The following is a 19067-nucleotide window of genomic DNA, read 5'->3' as shown; positions in this document are numbered from 1 at the left end:
ATCGACACCTGAAGGACCCTCCATGCCCAAGATCCTGACCACGGAGTCCGGCGCCCCGGTCGCCGACAACCAGAACTCGGCCTCGGCCGGCGAGTACGGTCCGCTGCTGATCCAGGACCAGCACCTGCTGGAGAAGCTGGCCCGGTTCAACCGCGAGCGCATCCCGGAGCGCGTGGTGCACGCCCGAGGCTCCGGCGCGTACGGCTACTTCGAGGTCACCGACGAGGTCGCGCGGTACACCCGGGCGGGCTTCCTCTCCGAGGTCGGCAAGCGCACCGAGGTCTTCCTGCGCTTCTCCACCGTGGCCGGCAACCTGGGCGCCAGCGACGCGGTGCGCGACCCGCGCGGCTTCGCGCTCAAGTTCTATACCGAGGAGGGCAATTACGACCTCGTCGGCAACAACACCCCGGTGTTCTTCATCAAGGACCCGATCAAGTTCCCCGACTTCATCCACTCGCAGAAGCGCGACCCGTACACCGGCGTGCAGGAGGCGGACAACGTCTGGGACTTCTGGGCCCACTCGCCGGCCTCGACCCACCAGATCACCTGGCTGTTCGGCGACCGGGGCATCCCGGCCTCCTACCGCCACATGAACGGCTACGGCTCGCACACCTACCAGTGGGTCAACGCCGACGGCGACGCCTACTGGGTGAAGTACCACTTCAAGACCAACCAGGGCATCCGCTGCCTGGACGGCGACCAGGCCGCCGAGGTGGTCGGCGGCGACGCCGACTCGCACCAGCGCGACCTCCACCAGGCCATCGAGCGCGGGGTGTTCCCGTCCTGGACCCTCTACGTCCAGCTGATGCCGGTCGCCGAGGCCGCGGACTACCGCTTCAACCCCTTCGACCTCACCAAGGTGTGGCCGCACGCGGACTACCCGCTGGTCAAGGTCGGCCGCCTGGTGCTCAACCGGAACCCGGAGAACGTCTTCGCCGAGGTCGAGCAGGCCGCGTTCTCGCCGAACAACTTCGTGCCCGGCATCGGCCCGTCCCCGGACAAGATGCTCCAGGGCCGCCTGTTCGCCTACGCGGACGCCCAGCGCTACCGCCTCGGCGTCAACCACACCCAGCTGCCGGTGAACGCCCCGCGCGCCACCGAGGCCGCCAACTACGGCCGGGACGGCCAGATGGCCGCCAACAGCGCCGGCCGCGGCAGGAACTACGAGCCCAACTCGTACGACGGCCCGGCCCAGACCGGCGACGCGACGGCCGCGCCGGTCAAGGTGACCGGCCACACCGGCACCTACACCACCCCGGCGCACACCAAGGACGACGACTTCTTCCAGGCCGGCGAGCTGTACCGGCTGATGTCGGACGGCGAGAAGACCCGCCTGGTCGGCAACATCGCGGGCTTCCTGGCGCAGGTCTCGCGCGACGACGTGGTGGAGCGGAACCTCGCCCACTTCCACGCCGCCGACGAGGAGTACGGCGCCCGACTGGCCGCCGCCGTCGCCAAGTTGCGCGCGGGCGACGAGGGCTGACCCGCCCGCACCGCCCGCACCACCCTCCGCACCGCCACCCTCGTGGCCGCCGGGCCCGTACCCGGCGGCCGCGGAACGGGCCCCTCCTCCCGGGCAGTGGGGGAGGGGCCCGTCGCGTCCGCCCAGGTCGGCCGGTGGGCCTGCACGGATTGTCCACGGATATGTACGGACGGCAGTCGTCGGAGCCGCCGGGTCGATAGGCTGGTGTGCGCCCGCGGTCGCTCCGTGGGGGGACATCGGAAGGGGACGACATGTCGACACCAGCCCCGGGTCGTCACGCCGCGCTTGACCAGGGTCCGACGGGCCCGTTCACCTCCCTGCAGCACGCCCTCAGACTGCTGGAGGCGGTCGACCGCCACTCCGACGGAGCCACCCTGGTGGCCCTCGCCCGGGAGACCTCGCTCGGGCTGCCGACCGTGCGCCGGCTCGCCGAGATCCTGGAGGTCGAGGGCTACCTCCAGTGCCAGGACGGCGGTTGGCTGCTGGGCGGCACCTTCGCCCTGCTCGGCCAGCACAACCGGGAGCAGCTGGTGAAGGCCCGGCTCAACCGCAAGCTCGCCGAACTCCGGGACGAGTTGGGCGCCGCCGTGTACTTCACCCGGTACCACGACGGGGAGTTGTCGGTGGAGGCGGTCTCGGCCGCCGACTACGCCCCGGCCGTGCAGGAGTGGGTGGACTTCCGGGCCACCGCGCACGCCAGTGCGATCGGCAAGTGCCTGCTCGGCCAGCTGGACGCGGACGCCCGGCGCGACCACCTCTCCCGGCACCCGGTCGCCCGGCTCACCTCCCGCACCGTCGTCGACGCCGACCAGCTGATGCACCGGCTGGAGCGGCAGCCGGCCACGGTGCCGGTGCTGGACATCCAGGAGTACGCGCTGGGCACGGTGTGCGCGGCCGTGCCGATCACGGCGGGCAGCACGGTCGGCTGCCTGGCCACCTCGATGCCGGCGGACAACATCCACAAGCTGAAGGCCGCTGCCGAGCTGCTGGCGGCCCGGGCGGCGCCGCTGATGCTGGCGATGGCGGTCTGACGGCGGGGCGGCCGTCGCGCGCGTGACGTCGGTGAGGCCCCGCCGGGAGTCCGGTGGGGCCTCCCGCGTTTCCCGTGTTTCCCCACGGTGTCCGATGGCGTCCGGCCGCGCGCGTCGCCCGACGGTGCGCGTCACTTATTAGACTCGATGTCGATAAGGGGTGCCGAACCCCTTGTCCCGATGGCTACCCGCGAGTACGTTTCCCTGGAGCCGAGCCGCCGCCCCCAGGTCAGGAGGGCCTGCCATGCCCCGTTCCACCCCCGTCCCCGCCCTCGCCGCGCCCGCCGCACGCGTGCACGAGAGCCTCGTGCTGGAGCCCCGGGACGTCCGCTTCGACTGGTCCCGGCTGCCGCTGCACTGGATCCCGGACGAGCCGATGGCCACCCACGTCATCAACGTGCTCCACCTGCTGCTGCCCGAGGGCGAGCGGTGGTTCGTCAAGGTGTTCAAGGAGGCGCTGCCGCTCATCCGGGACGAGCAACTGCGCGAGGAGGTCCTCGGGTTCATCGGCCAGGAGGCCATCCACGCCGAAGCGCACCAGGAGGTCCTGGACCACCTGCTCGGCCAGGGGCTCGACCCGCGGCCGTACGTCCGGCAGATCTCCTGGCTGTTCCAGCGCGTCCTCGGCGACAAGCCGGGGCTGTCGCCGGCCCGGCAGCGCGAGAACGTCATCGAGCGGGTCGCCTTCATCGCGGCGATCGAGCACTTCACCGCCTTCCTCGGCAACTGGGCGCTCAACTCCCCGGGCCTGGACCGCGCCAAGGCGGACCCGACGATGCTGGACCTGCTGCGCTGGCACGGCGCGGAGGAGGTCGAGCACCGCAGCGTCGCCTACGACCTGATGGTCCACCTGGACCCGGGCTACCTCCGCCGGGTGCGCGGAATGGCCGTCTCCGGGCCGCTGCTGGTCCACCTCTGGGTGCGCGGCGCCCGGTTCCTGCTCGCCGCCGACCCCACCCTGGCGGGGCGGCTCAAGCCCACCTGGCGGGAGGCCGGCCGGATCGCCAAGCGCGGACTGCTGCCGGACCCGGTCAAGTCGGTCCGCTCCGGGCTGCGCTACCTGCGGCCGGGCTACCACCCGACCCAGGAGGGCTCGTCCAGCCAGGCGCTGGGCTACCTCGCCGCCTCCCCGGCCGCCCGCGCGGCCGCCGGGCGCGGCTGACGCGGGCGACAGCCCCCTCTCCCCCCTCACCCCAAGGACCCCGCCGGATGGACCCGCTCGCCCCGCCCCCCGACCTCTACGGCCGCCCCCGCGCCGACGGCTTCATGCGCCGGCTCACCGCCTTCGGCGACCGCTACTCCCCGGCCCTCGGCAGCCCCCTGCTGCGCCGCAACCCCCGGCGCCCGCTCAGCCGCCCCACCCCGCCGCTCCAGCTGGTCGTCGCCGAACGCCGCCGACCGGCCGCCGACGTCGTCGAGTTGCGGCTCGCCGACCCCTCCGGCGGCCCGCTGCCCGGCTGGCAGCCCGGCGCCCACCTGCGCCTCGTCCTGCCCTCCGGCCGCGAGCGCCACTACTCCCTCAGCGGCGACCCGGCCGACCGCGCCGTCTACCGCATCGCCGTCCGGCGGCTGCCCGAGGGCGGCGGCGGGTCCGTCGAGGTCCACGACGCCCTGCACCCCGGCACCCGGCTCACCGCCCGCCGCCCGCGCAACGGCTTCGCCTTCTGCGCCGAGCCCGCCGTCCTCCTGCTGGCCGGCGGCATCGGCATCACCCCGCTGCTCCCGATGGCCCGCGAGGCGCAGCGGCACGGCCTGGACTGGCGCCTGGTGCACGTCGGCCGCAGCGCCGACACCCTCCCGTACACGGACGAGCTGCGCGCCCTCGACCCGCACCGGGTGGTGCTGCGCACCGACGACGAGCACGGCGGCGTCCCCACCGGCGCCGAACTGCTCGCCCACGCCCCGCGCGGCGCCGCCGTCTACTGCTGCGGCCCGGCCCCGATGCTCTCCGCCGTGCAGCGCGCCCTGGACGGCTCCCCGGCCGCCTCCCTGCACTTCGAGCGCTTCGGCGCGGCCCCGGTCACCGACGGCGAACCGTTCGCCGTCCGACTCGGCACCGACGGCCCGACCCTCGACGTCCCCGCCGACCGCTCCGCCCTGGACGTGCTGCGCGAGGCCCGCCCGGACCTCCCGTACTCCTGCCACCAGGGCTTCTGCGGCACCTGCGAGGTCCGCCTGCTGGCCGGCTCGCCCGACCACCGGGACCGCAGGCTCACCCCCGAGCAGCGCGCCGCCGGCGCCCTGCTGCCCTGCGTCTCCCGGGCCGCCGAGGGTGAGACCCTCGTGCTCGACCTCTAGAAGGAGCTCCGCCATGGCGAAAGCGACCCCCGCCTTCCGCTACACCGAGCGCGACCTCGCCCGCTTCCGCGAGACCCAGCAACTCGCCTACCACTGCGCCGAACAGGTCGCCGCCTGGATCGAACCCGGCGTCACCGAGCGGCAGACCACCGCCGAGCTGCGCCGCCGCCTGGTCGCCGCCGGGGTGCAGGACTTCTTCCACGTCCCCTTCGCCTGGTTCGGCGACCGGACGGCGTTCCGGCACTTCCACACCCCGCTCCAGTTCTTCGCCGGCAACCGCCGGCTGGAGGAGGGCATGCCGTACGTGCTGGACTGCGCGCCCGTGGTGGACGGCTACACCGCCGACATCGGCTACGGCGGCAAGGTCGGCGAGAACCGGGTCTGGGACCGGCTGGCCGCCGACCTGAAGGTCTACCGCGAGCTGATCCTCGCCGAGGTGCGGGCCCGCAGGCCGCTCGCCGAGGTGTACGCCGCGGTGGACGCCCAGATCGCCGCGCACGGCTACGACAACCGCCACCAGGTCTACCCGGGCCGGGTGATCGGCCACCAGGTCACCCGCAACACCGCGCGCGGCCCGGCCGGGGTGAACGTCTTCGGCTTCGGCGTGCGCACCCTCCAGACCCTCGGCCGCGAGCTCGTCACCGAGCGGCTGCACGGCCGTTCGCCGCTCTGGGCCGACGGGCGGTCGTCCCGGCACGCGCCCACCCCGGGGCTGTGGGCGGTCGAGCCGCACATCGGCTTCCGGGGCGTGGGCATCAAGTTCGAGGAACTGCTGGTGGTCACCGAGGACGACGCCTACTGGCTCGACGACGACCTGCCGCACGTCCGCCGCTGGACCGCCGCCACCACCGCCGAGCCGGCCACCACGGAGCAGACCGACACGGAGCCGACCGCCGCCGAGCCGACCACCCTGGAGGCCACCCGATGACGTTCCCGACGAAGCCCCAGGCGCGGGCGAAGCCCCCGGTCCGCCGCCGGACCGTCCACTCCGGCGGCCTCCCGCTCGCCGTCTTCGAGCAGGGCGACCCGGACGCCCCCACCGTCCTCCTCGTGCACGGCTACCCCGACACCCACACCGTCTGGGACGACATCGCCGCCGACCTCGCCCGCGACCACCACGTGGTCCGCTACGACGTGCGCGGCGCCGGGGAGTCGGCCGCCCCCGCCGACCGGTCCGGCTACCGCCTGGAGCACCTCGCCGAGGACCTGTTCGCCGTCGCCGACGCCGTCAGCCCCGACCGCCCGGTGCACCTGCTCGCCCACGACTGGGGCTCGATCCAGTCCTGGGAGGCCGTCACCGCACCCGGCGCCGAGCGCCGGATCGCCTCGTACACCACCCTGTCCGGCCCCAGCCTGGACCACATGGGCCACTGGCTGCGCCACCGGCTGCGCCGCCCCACCCCCCGCCACCTGGGGCAGCTGCTCCACCAGGGCCTGCACTCCTGGTACATCACCGCCTTCCACCTGCCCTACCTCGCCCCCGGCGTCTGGCGCCTCGGCCTGGCCCGAGCTTGGCCGAGGGTGCTGCGCGACCTGGAGCACGTCACCCCGCGCGCCGACCACCCGCAGCCCACCCTGCGCCGCGACGCGGTCCGCGGCATCGAGCTGTACCGGGCCAACTTCCGCCCCACCCTGGGCAGTCCGCGCGAGCGGCCGACCGAGGTGCCGGTCCAGCTGATCACCCTCACCCGGGACCGGTACGTCGGCACCTACCTCTCCGAGGGGCTGGAGCGCTGGGCGCCGAACCTGACCCGCAGGACGCTGCACGCCGGCCACTGGTCGGCGCTGCTGGAGAAGGGAGCCACCGTGGCCGGACTGGTCCGCGAGTTCACCACCCGCACCGACGAGGGCCGGGTCCGCCCCGAGGAGGGCGACGGCCGGCTGGTCGTGGTCACCGGCGGCGGCAGCGGCATCGGCCGGGCCACCGCGCTCGCCTTCGCCGAGGACGGCGCCCGGGTGGTGGTCTGCGACCTCGACCTCGCGGCCGCCGAGCGCACCGCCGAACTGGCCTCGCTGATCGGCCCGCCGGCGCACGCCTACCGGGTGGACGTCTCCGACGGCGCCGCGGTGGACGCTTTCGCGCAGACCGTCGCGGCCGAGCACGGGGTGCCCGACGTCATGGTCAACAACGCGGGCATCGGGCACTCCGGGACGTTCCTGCAGACCACCGAGAAGGAGTGGCAGCGGGTCCTGGACGTCAACCTCTGGGGCGTGATCCACGGCTGCCGCGCCTTCGGCACCCTGATGGCCGACCGCGGCCGGGGCGGCCACATCGTCAACGTCTCCTCCGCCGCCGCCTACCTGCCGTCCAAGGCGCTCACCGCCTACGCCACCAGCAAGGCCGCGGTGTTCATGCTCTCCGACTGCCTGCGCGCCGAGTTCGTCGGCCACGGCATCGGCGTCTCCACCATCTGCCCCGGCATCGTCAACACCAACATCACCCGCACCTCCACCTTCTCCGCCACCACCTCCACCGAGCAGGCCGCCAAGCAGGCCCGCGCCGCGAAGCTCTACGCCCGCCGCGGCTTCCCCCCGGAGAAGGTCGCCACCGCCATCGTGACCGCCGTCCGCACCGGCAGGCCCGTCGTCCCCGTCACCCCCGAGGCCAAGGCCGCCCGCTTCCTCTCCCGCCTCAGCCCCGGCCTGCTGCGCCTCGCCGCCCGCCTCAACGTCACCTGACCGGGTGAACAACGGCCGATCGGGCCCCGTGGGGCCTGCGAGATCGGATACGGTCGAACCCGATTTCGCAGACCCCGCTTCGCTCGGGAGGTTGGTCATGGCCCGTACCGTGATGGACATCAACGACGACCTGCTGGCCGAGGCTGCGGAGATCTTCGGTACGACGACCAAGACCGCCACCGTCAACGCCGCCCTCGAGGATGCGGTGAAGCGTCGCAAGCGCCAGGTCTTCACGACCTGGCTCGAGGACGGTGGGCTGCCCGATCTCACCGGGCCGGTGGAAAAGGGTGAGTGAGCGCTCCACCGAGTGGGTCGTCCCGCCGGGGTCGGCGGACTGAGCGGCGGCCGCTTGACGAGGTCCCTTCGGGGCTGTGAGAGCATCGAGGCCCATGGAGATGACAACGGCCCTGTGGTCCTTCGCCCTCGTCGTGGGGCTGCTCACGCTCACGCCCGGGCTCGACACGGCGCTGGTCCTGCGGACCTCCGCGTTGGGGCGGCGGCGGCAGGCGTGGGGGGTCGTGCTGGGGATCCAGACCGGGACGCTGATCTGGGGGACGCTGACCTCGGCCGGGGTGACGGCGCTGCTCACCGCCTCGCAGGTGGCGTACGAGGTCCTGCGGTGGGCGGGCGCGGCGTACCTGGTGTGGATGGGCATCGGGATGCTGCGCAACCGGGGCGGTGAGGCGGCGGCCGAGGAGGAGCCGGAGGACGGCGGGTTCGCGCACGGCTGGCGGCGGGGCACGCTGACCAATCTGCTGAACCCCAAGGTCGGGGTCTTCTACGTGGCCGTGCTGCCGCAGTTCATCCCGGCCGGCGTCCCGCACTTCGCCGCCGGTGTGGCGCTGACCTGCGTGCACGTCGTGGAGGGCCTGCTCTGGTCGACCGTCCTGGTGGGTTTCGCCCGGGTGCTGCGCGGCTGGCTGCGCCGGCCGGCCGCCCGGCGGTCGATGGACCGGGTGACCGGCGCCGTGGTGGTGGGCTTCGGCGTGAAGCTGGCGCTGACCGACTGAGGCGGGACGGCCCGGCGGCTCAGCGGCCGAGACGCTTCAGTCCTTCCATGAGTTCGTCCGCGTTCATGCAGATGTGCAGGTCGACGGTGGCGTTCAGCTGGGTCCAGAACGGCTCGGCGATGGACGGCAGCGAGGCCTCGTCCGGGACGTCGACGACCATGACCATGCCGCGGCTCCCGTTGCGGTTGAGGAAGTAGGCCGCCTCCGGCTTCAGTTGGGCCAGTATGCGCTGGACCCCTTCGGCCATCGTTCCGTCGCTGATCAGCTTGTTCGAGGCCGCGGTGTCGATTTCGACCTCCAGCAGGGCGCGCATGATGCCCGCTCCTTCCCCGGGCTCGGGGTGAGTCCGCAACTCCAGCCTCCCGCCGCGCCGGTGGCCACGCAACGTGAGCGGTGCCGGAGCCGCTCCCGGCTCAGGCCGCGTGGGTGCGGGGTGCCGGGCCGCCGGCCGCGCTGCCCCCGTCACCCTCCGTCCCCGTGCGCGACAGGTCGTGGTGGATCGGCCCGTCCGAGGCGCTCAGTGGCAGGCAGCTGCCGCCGCGCCGGTGGGCGACGATCTCGGCGGCGACCGAGACCGCCGTCTCCTCCGGGGTGCGGGAGCCGAGGTCCAGGCCGATCGGGGAGCGCAGCCGGGCCAGTTCGGCCTCGGTGAGCCCCGCCTCGCGGAGCCGGGCGGCGCGGTCCCGGTGGGTGCGGCGCGATCCCATCGCGCCGACGTAGCCGACCGGCAGCCGCAGGGCGCGTTCCAGCAGCGGGATGTCGAACTTGGCGTCGTGGGTGAGCACGCAGAGCACGGTGCGTCCGTCGATCCGGCCGAGTTGGGAGTCCAGGTAGCGGTGCGGCCAGTCGACCACCACCTCGTCGGCCTCCGGGAAGCGGCGGGCGGTGGCGAAGACCGGCCGGGCGTCGCAGACCGTCACGTGGTAGCCGAGGAACTTGCCGATCCGCACCACCGCGGCCGCGAAGTCGATCGCCCCGAACACCAGCATCCGCGGCGCGGGCACGTACGACTCGACGAAGCAGGTGACGGTGCCCCGGCCGTGTTCGTCGCAGGGGCGGCCGTCCAGGCCGAGCACCAGCCGGCCGGTGCGTCCGGCCTCCAGCATCGCCCGGGCCCGCACGACGATCGCCCGCTCCAGGGCGCCGACCGTCGAGGGGGTGGGCGAGAGCGCGCCGGCCACGCCGTCCGCGGTGACCGCCAGGGTGGCCCCGACCAGCCCGCCCGCCCCGCCCGGTCCGGCGATCACCCGGACCAGGGCCACCGGTGTGCCGGCCGCGATGTGCGCGATCCCGGTGTCCAGCCCGGCATCGGCCCCCGGCACCACCGGCTGGACGAACACGTCCAGGACGCCGCCGCAGGTCAGACCCACCGCGAAGGCGTCCTCGTCGCTGTACCCGAAGCGTTCCAGCACCGGCTCGCCGCTCGCCAGGGCGGCCCGGCACAGCTCGTACACCGCGCCCTCGACACACCCGCCGGAGACGCTGCCGACCGCCTCGCCGTCCGCGTCCACGGCCAGCGCCGCCCCGGGGTCGCGCGGAGCGCTGCCGGAGACGCCGACCACGGTGGCCACGGCGAAGGAGCGCCCGGACGCGTGCCAGGCCCGCAGCTGCTCGGCGATGTCCTGCATGGGGGAGGCTCCTTACACGGTTTCGACAGTAGCGGGAGACGCCGCCGTACGGGAAACGATCCCGTACGGCGGCCGTGGTGCCCAAGGCGGTCCTGCCCCGAGGCCCTGCCCGACGCGGGCGCGAACAGGGCGAAGGCGCCCGGGTGCCTAGTGCACGCCCAGCCAGGACTTGACCGGGGTGATCGCGAAGTACACCACGAACACCGCGGTGAGGATCCACATCAGCACCCCGGGCTCGCGCCAGCGCCCCAGCCCGGCCTTGATGACGGTGTACGAGATGACGCCGGCCGCGACGCCCGCGGTGATGCTGTACGTGAACGGCATCAGCACGCAGGTGAGGAAGGCCGGGACGGCCACCTCGCGGTCGGACCAGTCGATGTGCCGGGCCTGGCTCATCATCATCGAGCCGATCACGACCAGGGCGGCCGAGGCGACCTCGACCGGGACGATCCCGGCGATCGGCGAGAAGAACAGCATCAGCGCGAACAGGGCGCCGGTGACGGTGGAGGCGAGCCCGGTGCGGGCGCCGTCGCCGACGCCGGTGGCGGACTCGACGAAGACGGTCTGCCCGGAGGCGCCCGCCAGGCCGCCGACCGCGCCGCCCGCGCCGTCGATGAACAGCGCCTTGGACAGTCCGGGCATCCGGCCGCGCCGGTCGGCAAGTCCGGCCTCGGTGCCGACGCCGATGATGGTGGCCATCGCGTCGAAGAAGCCGGCCAGCACCAGGGTGAACACCGCGACCGAGGCGCTGATCGCGCCCATGCCGTGGCCGCCGAACGCGCCGAACAGGTCGACGTGGCCGAACAGGCCGAAGTCCGGTGCGGAGACGGGGCTGCCGGGCCAGACCGGCACCGAGTTCCGCCAGGCCCCGGCGGGCACGTGGGCGGCCCGGTTGACGATCACCGCGAGCACGGTGCCGCCGGCGATGCCGAGCAGGATCGCGCCGCGGACGCCGCGCGCCATCAGCACGAAGATCGCCAGCAGGGTGACGCAGAAGACCAGCACCGGCCAGCCGGACAGCTCGCCGGTCGGGCCGAGCGAGAGCGGGGTGGGGCCGCCGGTGTGCATGAACCCGGCCTTGTAGAGGCCGATCACCGTGACGAACAGGCCGATGCCGATGGTGATGGCGTGCTTGAGCGGCAGCGGGATGCCGTTCATGATCCGCTCGCGCAGCCCGGAGACGACCAGCAGCACGATCAGCAGGCCGTAGATCACGCACAGGCCCATGGCCTGCGCCCAGGTGGTGTGCGGGACGACCAGCGCGGAGACCGCGCCGGAGACGGAGAGCCCGGCGGCGAGGGCGAGCGGCACGTTGCCGACCAGGCCCATCAGGACGGTGGTGACGGCGGCGGCCAGCGCGGTGGCGGTGGTCAGCGCGGCGGGGTCCAGTTTGGCGCCGGTCGCGTCCGCGCCGCTCAGGATGAGCGGGTTGAGCAGGATGATGTACGCCATCGCCATGAAGGTGGTGACCCCACCGCGCAGTTCGTTGGCGAGGGTCGATCCCCGGGCCGAGATCTTGAAGTAGGCGTCCAGTGCGCCGGTGGGGCGTGGGGCGTCCTGGGACGACGGACGGGTGCCGTCCTCGGCGGGTCTGTCTTCGGTGGTGCCGGGCTCCGTGGGGATTCTGGTCATGTCCATCCCAAGTGTCAAAGGGGGTTGGGGTGGGCGAGCCGACCTGACCGCCGGTCAACGAAGCGGCGTAGGGGGACGTATCGACTCACGGGGGCACTCCTGAGCAGCGGGGGAGTGCCCGCGGTGCATCAGAGGGTGGTGCGCACCGCTGCGGGCCCCGGCGTGGGCAGGGCAGCGGGTGTACGGGACGCCTCCGGGCGGTGGGAGGTGTCCCCGGGGCGGCGGGGAAGACGGTCGCCGCCCCGGGGAGGACGAACTCGGGCCGTCAGAGCGGCCGTTCGGTGGTCAGGTGCTCCGGCCGGACCGGGATCCGGTTGAGCGCCAGCCCGGTGGCGTTGCGGATGGCGGCCACGATGGAGGGCGTCGCCGAGACGGTCGGCGCCTCGCCGACCCCGCGCAGCCCGTACGGGGCGTTGGGGTCGGGCAGTTCGAGCACCTCCACCGGGATCGGCGGGGTGTCCAGGATGGTGGGGATCAGGTAGTCGGTGAAGGAGGCGTTGCGCACCTTGCCCTCCCGCACGATGATCTCCTCCATCACCGCGAGCCCCAGCGCCTGGGTGCAGCCGCCCTGGATCTGGCCGACCACGGAGAGCGGGTTGAGCGCCTTGCCGACGTCCTGGACGGCGGTGAGCTCGACCACCTTGACCAGGCCCAGCTCCACGTCCACGTCCACCACCGCGCGGTTGGCGCAGAAGGTGTACTGGACGTGGCCGAAGCCCTGGCCGGTCTCCTTGTCGAAGGCCTGGGTGGGCCGGTGGTGGTGCTCGCGGGTCTGCTCGACGGCCTCGTCGCCGAGCAGGTCGACGATGGAGACCAGCGCGCCGGCGCTCTTCGACACCACCTTGCCGTCGGCCAGCACCAGGTCGTCGTGGGCCCAGCCGTAGCGTCGGCGCCCCTTGTCGAACAGCTCCCGGCGGACCGCCTCGGCGGCCAGCTTCACCGCCCCGCCGGTCATGTACGTCTGGCGCGAGGCGGAGGTCGAACCGGCCGACCCCACCTCGGTGTTGGCCGGGTGGATGGTGACCTGTTCGACGCCCAGCTCGGTGCGGGCGATCTGGGCGTGCACGGTGACGCCGCCCTGGCCGACCTCGGCCGCCGCGGTGTGCACCATGGCGACCGGCTCGCCGCCGATCACCTCCAGCCGCACCCGGGCGGTGGAGTAGTCGTCGAAGCCCTCGGAGAAGCCGACGTTCTTGATGCCGACCGAGTAGCCGACGCCGCGGACGATCCCCTCGCCGTGCGAGGTGTTGGACAGCGCGCCGGGCAGCCGGCGGACGTCGAGGTGCTCGGTGTCCAGCGGCGGCGGCAGCGGCATCTCCTTGGCCCGCCGCAGCAGTTCGGCCACCGGCGCGGGGGAGTCGATCTGCTGGCCGGTGGGCATGAAGTCGCCCTCGGACATCGCGTTGAGCTGCCGCAGCTCCACCGGGTCCATGCCCAGGGCGGCGGCCAGCTTGTCCATCTGCGACTCGTAGCCGAACGCCGCCTGCACCGCGCCGAAGCCGCGCATCGCCCCGCAGGACGGGTTGTTGCTGTACAGCGCGATGGCGTGCATCCGCACGTTGGGGATCACGTACGGGCCGTGCCCGAGCGAGGCCGCGTTGCCGACCACGGCGGGGGAGGCGGAGGCGTACGCGCCGCCGTCCAGCACGATCCGGCAGTCGGCGTAGACCAGCCGGCCGTCCCGGGTGGCGCCGTGTTCGTAGTGCATCCGCGCCGGGTGGCGGTGGACGTGGCCGAAGAAGGACTCGTCCCGGGAGTAGACGATCTTGACCGGCTTGCCGGTGTGCTGGGCCAGCAGGCAGGCGTGGATCTGCATCGACAGGTCCTCGCGGCCGCCGAACGCGCCGCCCACGCCGGCCAGGGTCAGCCGGACCTTCTCCTCCGGCAGGTCCAGCACCGGCGCCATCTGCTGGCGGTCGACGTGCAGCCACTGGGTGGCGATGTAGAGGTCGATGCCGCCGTCCTCGGCGGGCACCGCGAGGCCGGACTCCGGGCCGAGGAAGGCCTGGTCCTGCATGCCGACCTCGTAGTCGCCGCTGACGACCACGTCCGCCAGCGCCCGCACCTCGTCGGTCACGCCGCGGCCGGAGACCAGCCGCTGCTCGTGGCAGATGTTGCCGTACGCGTGGGACTTGTACTCGTGCGGCTCGTGCACGTACCCGTACGTCTCCGGGTCGAGGCACTGCTCCTCGGTGACGATCGGGGTGAGCACCTCGTACTCGACCGCGATCTTCTTCACCGCCCGGCGGGCCGTCTCCGGGTGGTCGGCGGCGACCAGCGCGATCGCCTCGCCGTGGTAGCGGATCCGGTCGATGGCCAGGGCCGGTTGGTCCTGGATCTCCAGGCCGTAGTACTTCGAGCCGGGGATGTCCTCGTGCGTCAGCACCGCGTACACCCCGGGCACCTTGAGCGCCTCGGAGACGTCCACCGACAGGATGTTCGCCCGGGGGTGCGGCGAGCGCAGCGCCGTGCCCCAGAGCATGTCCTCGTGCCACAGGTCGGAGGAGTAGGCGAACTCGCCCCGGACCTTCAGGTTGCCGTCCGGGCGCAGCGGCGAGCCGCCGATGCCGTCCTTGGCCGCCTGGTTGATGTTCTGCAGGTTCTTCTGCCCCTGGATGGTCCGCGCGCTCATGCCGCGCCCTCCGTCCCCGCGCACGTGCGGGCCGAGGCCAGCCGCACCGCGTCCATGATCTTCTCGTAGCCGGTGCAGCGGCACAGGTTGCCGGACAGCGCCTCGCGGATGTCGTCGTCGCTCGGCTGCGGGTCCTCGGCCAGCAGCGCGTCGGTCTGCACCAGCAGGCCGGGGGTGCAGAAGCCGCACTGGACGGCGCCGGCGTCGACGAACGCCTGCTGGACCAGGCCCAGTTCGCCGTCCTCCGTGCCCAGGCCCTCGACCGTGCGCACCTCGCGGTCCTGCACCTGGCCGGCCGCGACCAGGCAGGAGCAGACCGGGAGGCCGTCCAGGTAGACCGTGCAGGAGCCGCACTCGCCCTGCTCGCAGGCGTTCTTCGAGCCGGGCAGGCCGACCCGCTCGCGCAGCACGTACAGCAGGCTCTCGCCCTCCCACACGTCGTCGGCCTCGACGGGCCTGCCGTTGGCGGTGAAAGTGACCTTCATGCCGCGCTCCTGATCTGCTTGCCGTAGTCGTTCCAGGTCCAGGTGAGGGTGCGGCGGGCCATCACGGCGAGCGCGTGCCGGCGGTAGTCGGCGGTGCCGCGGACGTCGTCGATCGGCGAGGCCGCGGCCTTCACCAGCTCGCCGAAGCGCTGGACCACCTCGGCGCCCAGCAGCTCCCCGGACTCCCACAGCCCGCGCTCGGCGAGCACGCCCTGGAGGTACTCCTCGGCCTCGACGGCGCGGCGCGGTGTGGGGGCGGCCGAACCGATGCCGGTGCCGACGGTCCCGTTCCGCGGGTGCAGGGCGAAGCCGAACGCGCAGACCGCGATCACCATGGCGTTGCGGGTGCCGATCTTCGAGAACTGCTGCGGCCCGTCCGCCACCGGGATGAGCACGGCCCGGATCAGCTCGTCGGCCTCCAGCAGGTTGCGCTTCACCCCGACGTAGAAGTCGTCGATCGGGATCAGCCGGGTGCCGCGCACCGAGGCCGCCTCGACGAACACGTCCCGCCCGGCCGCGAGCAGCGCCGGGTGCGAGTCGCCGGCCGGGGAGGCCGCGCCGAGGTTGCCGCCGACGCTGCCGCGGTTGCGGATCTGCGGCGAGCCGACGGTGTGGGCCGCCAGGGCCAGCCCGGGCAGCGGACCGGACAGCTCCGCGATGATCCGGGCGTACGGGACCGCGGCGCCGAGCCTCACCACCTCGCCGTCGTTCGACCATTCGGCGAGTTCGGTGATGCGGTTCAGGTCGAGAATCGCGGATGGCCGGTGCACGTCGAAGTTCAGCTCGACCATGACGTCCGTGCCGCCCGAAACGGGCAGCGCGGTCGGGTACTCGGCCTTCGCCGCGAGTGCCTCGTCCCAGGTGGCGGGCCGAAGGAACTCCATGCGGGTGTCTCCTCAAGTCGTCGCCCGCCGGGTGCCCGGCGGCGTGTCGCCCAGTGAACCGCCGCGACGCGGCCCGCTGGCAGTCACCGATGGCATGAAGCCCCGGCTGTGAGCCCGCCCGGCATCCTGTACGTTCCTCTAAGGAGGAGAACCTCGCAGCCCAGGTGTCCGCCGGGTGCTACCTACGACCGTAATCCGGCCGTGACGCGCGGGCTACGGACCCGGGCGGACGCCCGGCCGGACAGGCCCTATCGTTACCCCTTCACCCTCCCCCCAAGCCCCCGTTAAGGAGTCCGCGGATGCGCGTCCGTGACCTGCTCGCCCCCGGCGCCCCGCGACTGCGCCTGCTCGCGGCCGAGGAAGAGCTGGACCGGCAGGTCAGCGGCGTGATGACGACGGACCTCCAGGACCCGGGCCGCTACCTGCACGGCGGCGAACTGGTGCTCACCGGCATGCTCTGGCGCACCGTCCCGGCCGACTCCGAGCGCTTCGTCCGCACCCTCGCGGCCGGCGGCGCGGTGGCCCTGGCGGCCGGCGAGGCCGAGGTCGGCCCGGTGCCCGAGGACCTGGTCGAGGCCTGCCGCCGGCACCGGATGCCGCTGCTCGCCGTCCCCGACGACATCGCCTTCGGCACCGTCACCGAGTTCATCGGCCGCCAGGTCTCCGCCGACCGCGCCGCCGACCTCGCCGCCCTGGTCGACCGGCACCGCCTGCTGGTCTCGGCGGCCGGCGGCGGCGGACTGGACGCGGTGCTCGACCTGCTCGGCGGCGACCTCGACCTGGACTGCTGGGTGCTCACCCCGACCGGCGCGGTGATCGCCGGCCCCGCCGACCGGCTCTCCGCCCAGGACCGCGACCAGCTGGTCCGCGCCCACCTCGCCGCCCAGCGCCAGCGCCGCCGCCCGCCGCACCGGGCCCGGCTGGCCGCCGGCTCCTTCTCGCTGCTGCCCGCCCCGGCCTCCGCCGAGCACGACGAGCCGCCGGCCGGCGGCGGCCTGCTGGCCGACTGGGTGCTCGCGGTGGCCGGCGACGTCACCGAGTGGACCACCAAGCGCCAGCAGCTCGCCGAGAACCTGGCCCGGCTGGTCGCCGCCGAGCGCCACCGCCGCGACGAGGGCCGCCGGCTGCGCCGCCGCCTCGCCGACGAACTGCTCGCCCTGCTGCGCCGCGACGCCGACCCGGCCGAGGTCGGCCGCGCCCTGTACGCCTCCTCGGCGATGGCCGCCCGCTACGAGGGCCCCGGGGCCAAGTCCCAGGCGGAGGACGGCTCCTGGCTGGTGCTCAGCGCCGAGGGCACCGGCCTGCCGGAGGGCGCCGTACGGGCGGTGCTGGAGGAGGCGCTCGGCGGCGCCTCCGACCGCGCCCTGGTCGCCGGGACGGGCACCGGCGCCGTGGTGGTGCTGCCCGTCCTGGACGCCCCGGTGCCCGCCGACGCCCTGCGTGAACTGCTCGCCCCGCTGGAGGCCGGGCTCGGCTCGGAGGGCCGGATCACCCTCGGCGTCTCCGCCCCCGCGGCCGGGGCCGGCGGCCTGCGCGGCGCCCTGGAGGAGGCCCGGCACGCCCGCCGGATCGCCGCCTCCCGGGTCGGCCGGGTCTGTGTCGCGGGCCCCGAGGAGCTCGCCTCGCACGTCCTGCTGCTGGCCGCCGTCCCGGACGAGGTGCGCCGCGCCTTCCGCAGCCGGCTGCTGGACACGGTGATCGCGTACGACATCGAGCACCAGGCGGACCTGGTCCGCACCCTGGAGGCCTTCCTGCGCTCGGACGGCTCCTGGACCCGCTGCGCCGCCCAGCTGCACGTCCACGTGAACACCCTGCGGTACCGGATCGGCCGGATCGAGGAGCTGACCGGGCGTGACCTCTCCCGGCTGGAGGACCGGGTGGACTTCTACCTGGCGCTGGAGCTGGCCTGACGCCGCGTCCGGACATGCGGAAGGGCCCGCCGCGACCTCGGTCGCGGCGGGCCCTTCCCGTACGGTTCGCTGTTGCCGGCCGGCCTACTGGACCGGGATGACCGAGGTCAGCCACTGGAAGGCGGCGGGGACCATCTTCTTCCACTGCTCGGTGGTGTGCGGGCCGGTGCCCTCCTCGACCTGGACGGTGGTCGGGGCCTTGGCCGCGGCGCGGATCGCCTCGCCGTCCTCGTAGCCGTCGCCCTTGGAGCCGCTGACCAGCAGGGCGACCTTCGGCGGCTGCGGGGCGGTCTTCAGGATGTTGACCGGGTTGTTGGCCTCGCGCAGCTTGGCGTCCTTGCCGACCAGGGAGTCCGGCTCCTGGGCCGGGTCGTTGTAGCCGGACATCGCGATGGCGGCCCGGTACCGGTTGGGGTGGGCCAGCGACAGCTTGGCCGCGCAGTGCGCGCCGGCCGAGTAGCCGGCGATCGCCCAGCGGTCCGCGGACGGGTCCGCGCGGAAGTTGTCCAGCACCATCTGCGGGACGTCGCGGGTGACCCAGGCGTCGGCGTTGATCTTGCCGGGGATGTCGGTGCAGCCGGCGTCCTGGTTGTTCAGCAGCTTCGTGCGGGGCGAGACCAGGATGAACGGGGCGACCTTGCCCTGCTGCATCAGCGGCTTGAGCTGCTCGGAGACCTTGAGGGTGCCGTACCAGGTGGAGGAGGAGCCGGGGTAGCCCGGGATCAGCTCGACCACGGGGAACTTCTTGTCCTTGAACGCCGGGTCGTTGTACTGCGGCGGCAGCCAGACCAGCACCTCGCCGTCGACCCCGGACACCTGGCCCTTGAGCTCGGTCCGCTGCACGTCGTTCGGGACGAGCGGGTCGTTCACGCCGCCGAAGCTCTGCTTGACCTTCTGCGGCTCCTTGGCGGGCTCGGCGCCCTGGCCGCCGGCGGCGGCCGCGGCCGGGTCGACCGGCGCCACCACGGGCACCGCGCGGACGTGGTTGCCGGTGCCGAGCAGGTCGTCCCAGTTGCCGTAGATCAGGTTGGCGTTGTTGACCATCACGAAGACCATCAGGACGGCCGTGACCTGGCAGAACATGATCATGACGATCCGGGTGAGGTAGCGTACCGGCTGCGGGCCGCCGACCTTCCCCCAGAACAGCAACGCCACTGTGATGGACACCGGCACCAGGATGACGGTGAGGAGGAAGAATGGCGTACCTGTCAGTTCCATCGAGTTCTCGTATCCGGGTCGCACGCCGCCCGGGGCCCACTCGCCCGAACGCACGTCAATGGCATCAGACGGCGATGGACCGGTGATCGGTTGCCGTCCGAATCTGTGCGGAACCTGAGAGGAACATCACTTTCTTGTGATGAACCGCCTTCGGATCGGCGCCTAGTCTGCCACCCG

General features: G+C 73.3%; 16 protein-coding genes. 9 read left to right on the top strand and 7 right to left on the bottom strand.

Annotated elements, in window-relative coordinates; genetic code table 11:
- Positions 1–22: 22 nt before the first annotated feature.
- From ACWDD9_RS01175 to ACWDD9_RS01140, 8 genes are all read left to right on the top strand, one after another.
- Positions 23–1483, top strand: coding sequence for a catalase (locus ACWDD9_RS01175; protein WP_449810484.1), 1461 nt, complete (start codon positions 23–25; stop codon positions 1481–1483).
- Positions 1484–1734: 251 nt separating this feature from the next.
- Entirely contained in the window at positions 1735–2514 is a 780-nt protein-coding gene (locus ACWDD9_RS01170) for an IclR family transcriptional regulator (RefSeq protein ID WP_074004310.1), read from the top strand.
- Positions 2515–2758: 244 nt separating this feature from the next.
- The gene (locus ACWDD9_RS01165) at positions 2759–3676 is read left to right on the top strand and encodes a metal-dependent hydrolase (RefSeq protein ID WP_049657802.1); all 918 of its coding nucleotides are present in this window, start codon (positions 2759–2761) and stop codon (positions 3674–3676) included.
- A gap of 47 nt (positions 3677–3723) precedes the next feature.
- Positions 3724–4812, top strand: coding sequence for a PDR/VanB family oxidoreductase (locus tag ACWDD9_RS01160; RefSeq protein ID WP_387969334.1), 1089 nt, complete (start codon positions 3724–3726; stop codon positions 4810–4812).
- A gap of 13 nt (positions 4813–4825) precedes the next feature.
- Complete coding sequence (locus ACWDD9_RS01155; RefSeq protein WP_449810483.1) at positions 4826–5740, top strand: M24 family metallopeptidase; 915 nt, start codon at positions 4826–4828, stop codon at positions 5738–5740.
- Complete coding sequence (locus ACWDD9_RS01150; protein ID WP_449810482.1) at positions 5737–7491, top strand: SDR family oxidoreductase; 1755 nt, start codon at positions 5737–5739, stop codon at positions 7489–7491. The genes ACWDD9_RS01155 and ACWDD9_RS01150 overlap by 4 nt, the downstream gene beginning before the upstream one ends.
- A 97-nt stretch (positions 7492–7588) precedes the next feature.
- Positions 7589–7786: a type II toxin-antitoxin system VapB family antitoxin gene (locus ACWDD9_RS01145; protein ID WP_049654040.1), complete on the top strand. Its 198-nt coding sequence runs from the start codon at positions 7589–7591 to the stop codon at positions 7784–7786.
- Positions 7787–7880: 94 nt separating this feature from the next.
- Complete coding sequence (locus ACWDD9_RS01140) at positions 7881–8501, top strand: LysE family translocator (RefSeq protein WP_449810481.1); 621 nt, start codon at positions 7881–7883, stop codon at positions 8499–8501.
- A 19-nt stretch (positions 8502–8520) separates the two neighbouring features.
- On the opposite strand, the gene ACWDD9_RS01135 is transcribed toward ACWDD9_RS01140, so the two are convergent.
- From ACWDD9_RS01135 to ACWDD9_RS01110, 6 genes are all read right to left on the bottom strand, one after another.
- A complete protein-coding gene (locus tag ACWDD9_RS01135) occupies positions 8521–8814 on the bottom strand; it encodes a hypothetical protein (RefSeq protein ID WP_049654035.1) in 294 nt (97 codons plus the stop codon).
- Positions 8815–8914: 100 nt separating this feature from the next.
- On the bottom strand, positions 8915–10129 hold the full coding sequence (locus tag ACWDD9_RS01130) for an XdhC family protein (protein WP_449810480.1): 1215 nt from the start codon (positions 10127–10129) through the stop codon (positions 8915–8917).
- A 147-nt stretch (positions 10130–10276) separates the two neighbouring features.
- Positions 10277–11761 carry an NCS2 family permease gene (locus ACWDD9_RS01125; RefSeq protein ID WP_049654048.1) on the bottom strand — a complete coding sequence of 495 codons (1485 nt, stop codon included), beginning with the start codon at positions 11759–11761 and terminating at the stop codon, positions 10277–10279.
- A 265-nt stretch (positions 11762–12026) separates the two neighbouring features.
- Entirely contained in the window at positions 12027–14393 is a 2367-nt protein-coding gene (gene pucD, locus ACWDD9_RS01120; RefSeq protein WP_449810479.1) for a xanthine dehydrogenase subunit D, read from the bottom strand.
- Positions 14390–14878 carry a (2Fe-2S)-binding protein gene (locus ACWDD9_RS01115; protein ID WP_049654030.1) on the bottom strand — a complete coding sequence of 163 codons (489 nt, stop codon included), beginning with the start codon at positions 14876–14878 and terminating at the stop codon, positions 14390–14392. Before ACWDD9_RS01115 ends, pucD begins: the two co-directional genes overlap by 4 nt.
- Positions 14875–15762, bottom strand: a complete 888-nt coding sequence (locus tag ACWDD9_RS01110; RefSeq protein ID WP_049654028.1) for an FAD binding domain-containing protein — start codon at positions 15760–15762, stop codon at positions 14875–14877. Before ACWDD9_RS01110 ends, ACWDD9_RS01115 begins: the two co-directional genes overlap by 4 nt.
- 299 nt (positions 15763–16061) lie before the next feature.
- On the opposite strand from ACWDD9_RS01110, the gene ACWDD9_RS01105 reads away from it, so the two are divergent.
- The gene (locus ACWDD9_RS01105) at positions 16062–17672 is read left to right on the top strand and encodes a PucR family transcriptional regulator (RefSeq protein WP_074004317.1); all 1611 of its coding nucleotides are present in this window, start codon (positions 16062–16064) and stop codon (positions 17670–17672) included.
- An 84-nt stretch (positions 17673–17756) separates the two neighbouring features.
- On the opposite strand, the gene ACWDD9_RS01100 is transcribed toward ACWDD9_RS01105, so the two are convergent.
- The gene (locus ACWDD9_RS01100) at positions 17757–18839 is read right to left on the bottom strand and encodes an alpha/beta hydrolase (RefSeq protein WP_241853029.1); all 1083 of its coding nucleotides are present in this window, start codon (positions 18837–18839) and stop codon (positions 17757–17759) included.
- Positions 18840–19067: the final 228 nt, after the last annotated feature.

It is taken from the genome of Kitasatospora sp. NPDC001119, from assembly GCF_053598475.1.
The sequence above is the reverse complement of the archived record's forward strand: the minus strand, read 5'-3'. Positions and strand labels throughout refer to the sequence as shown.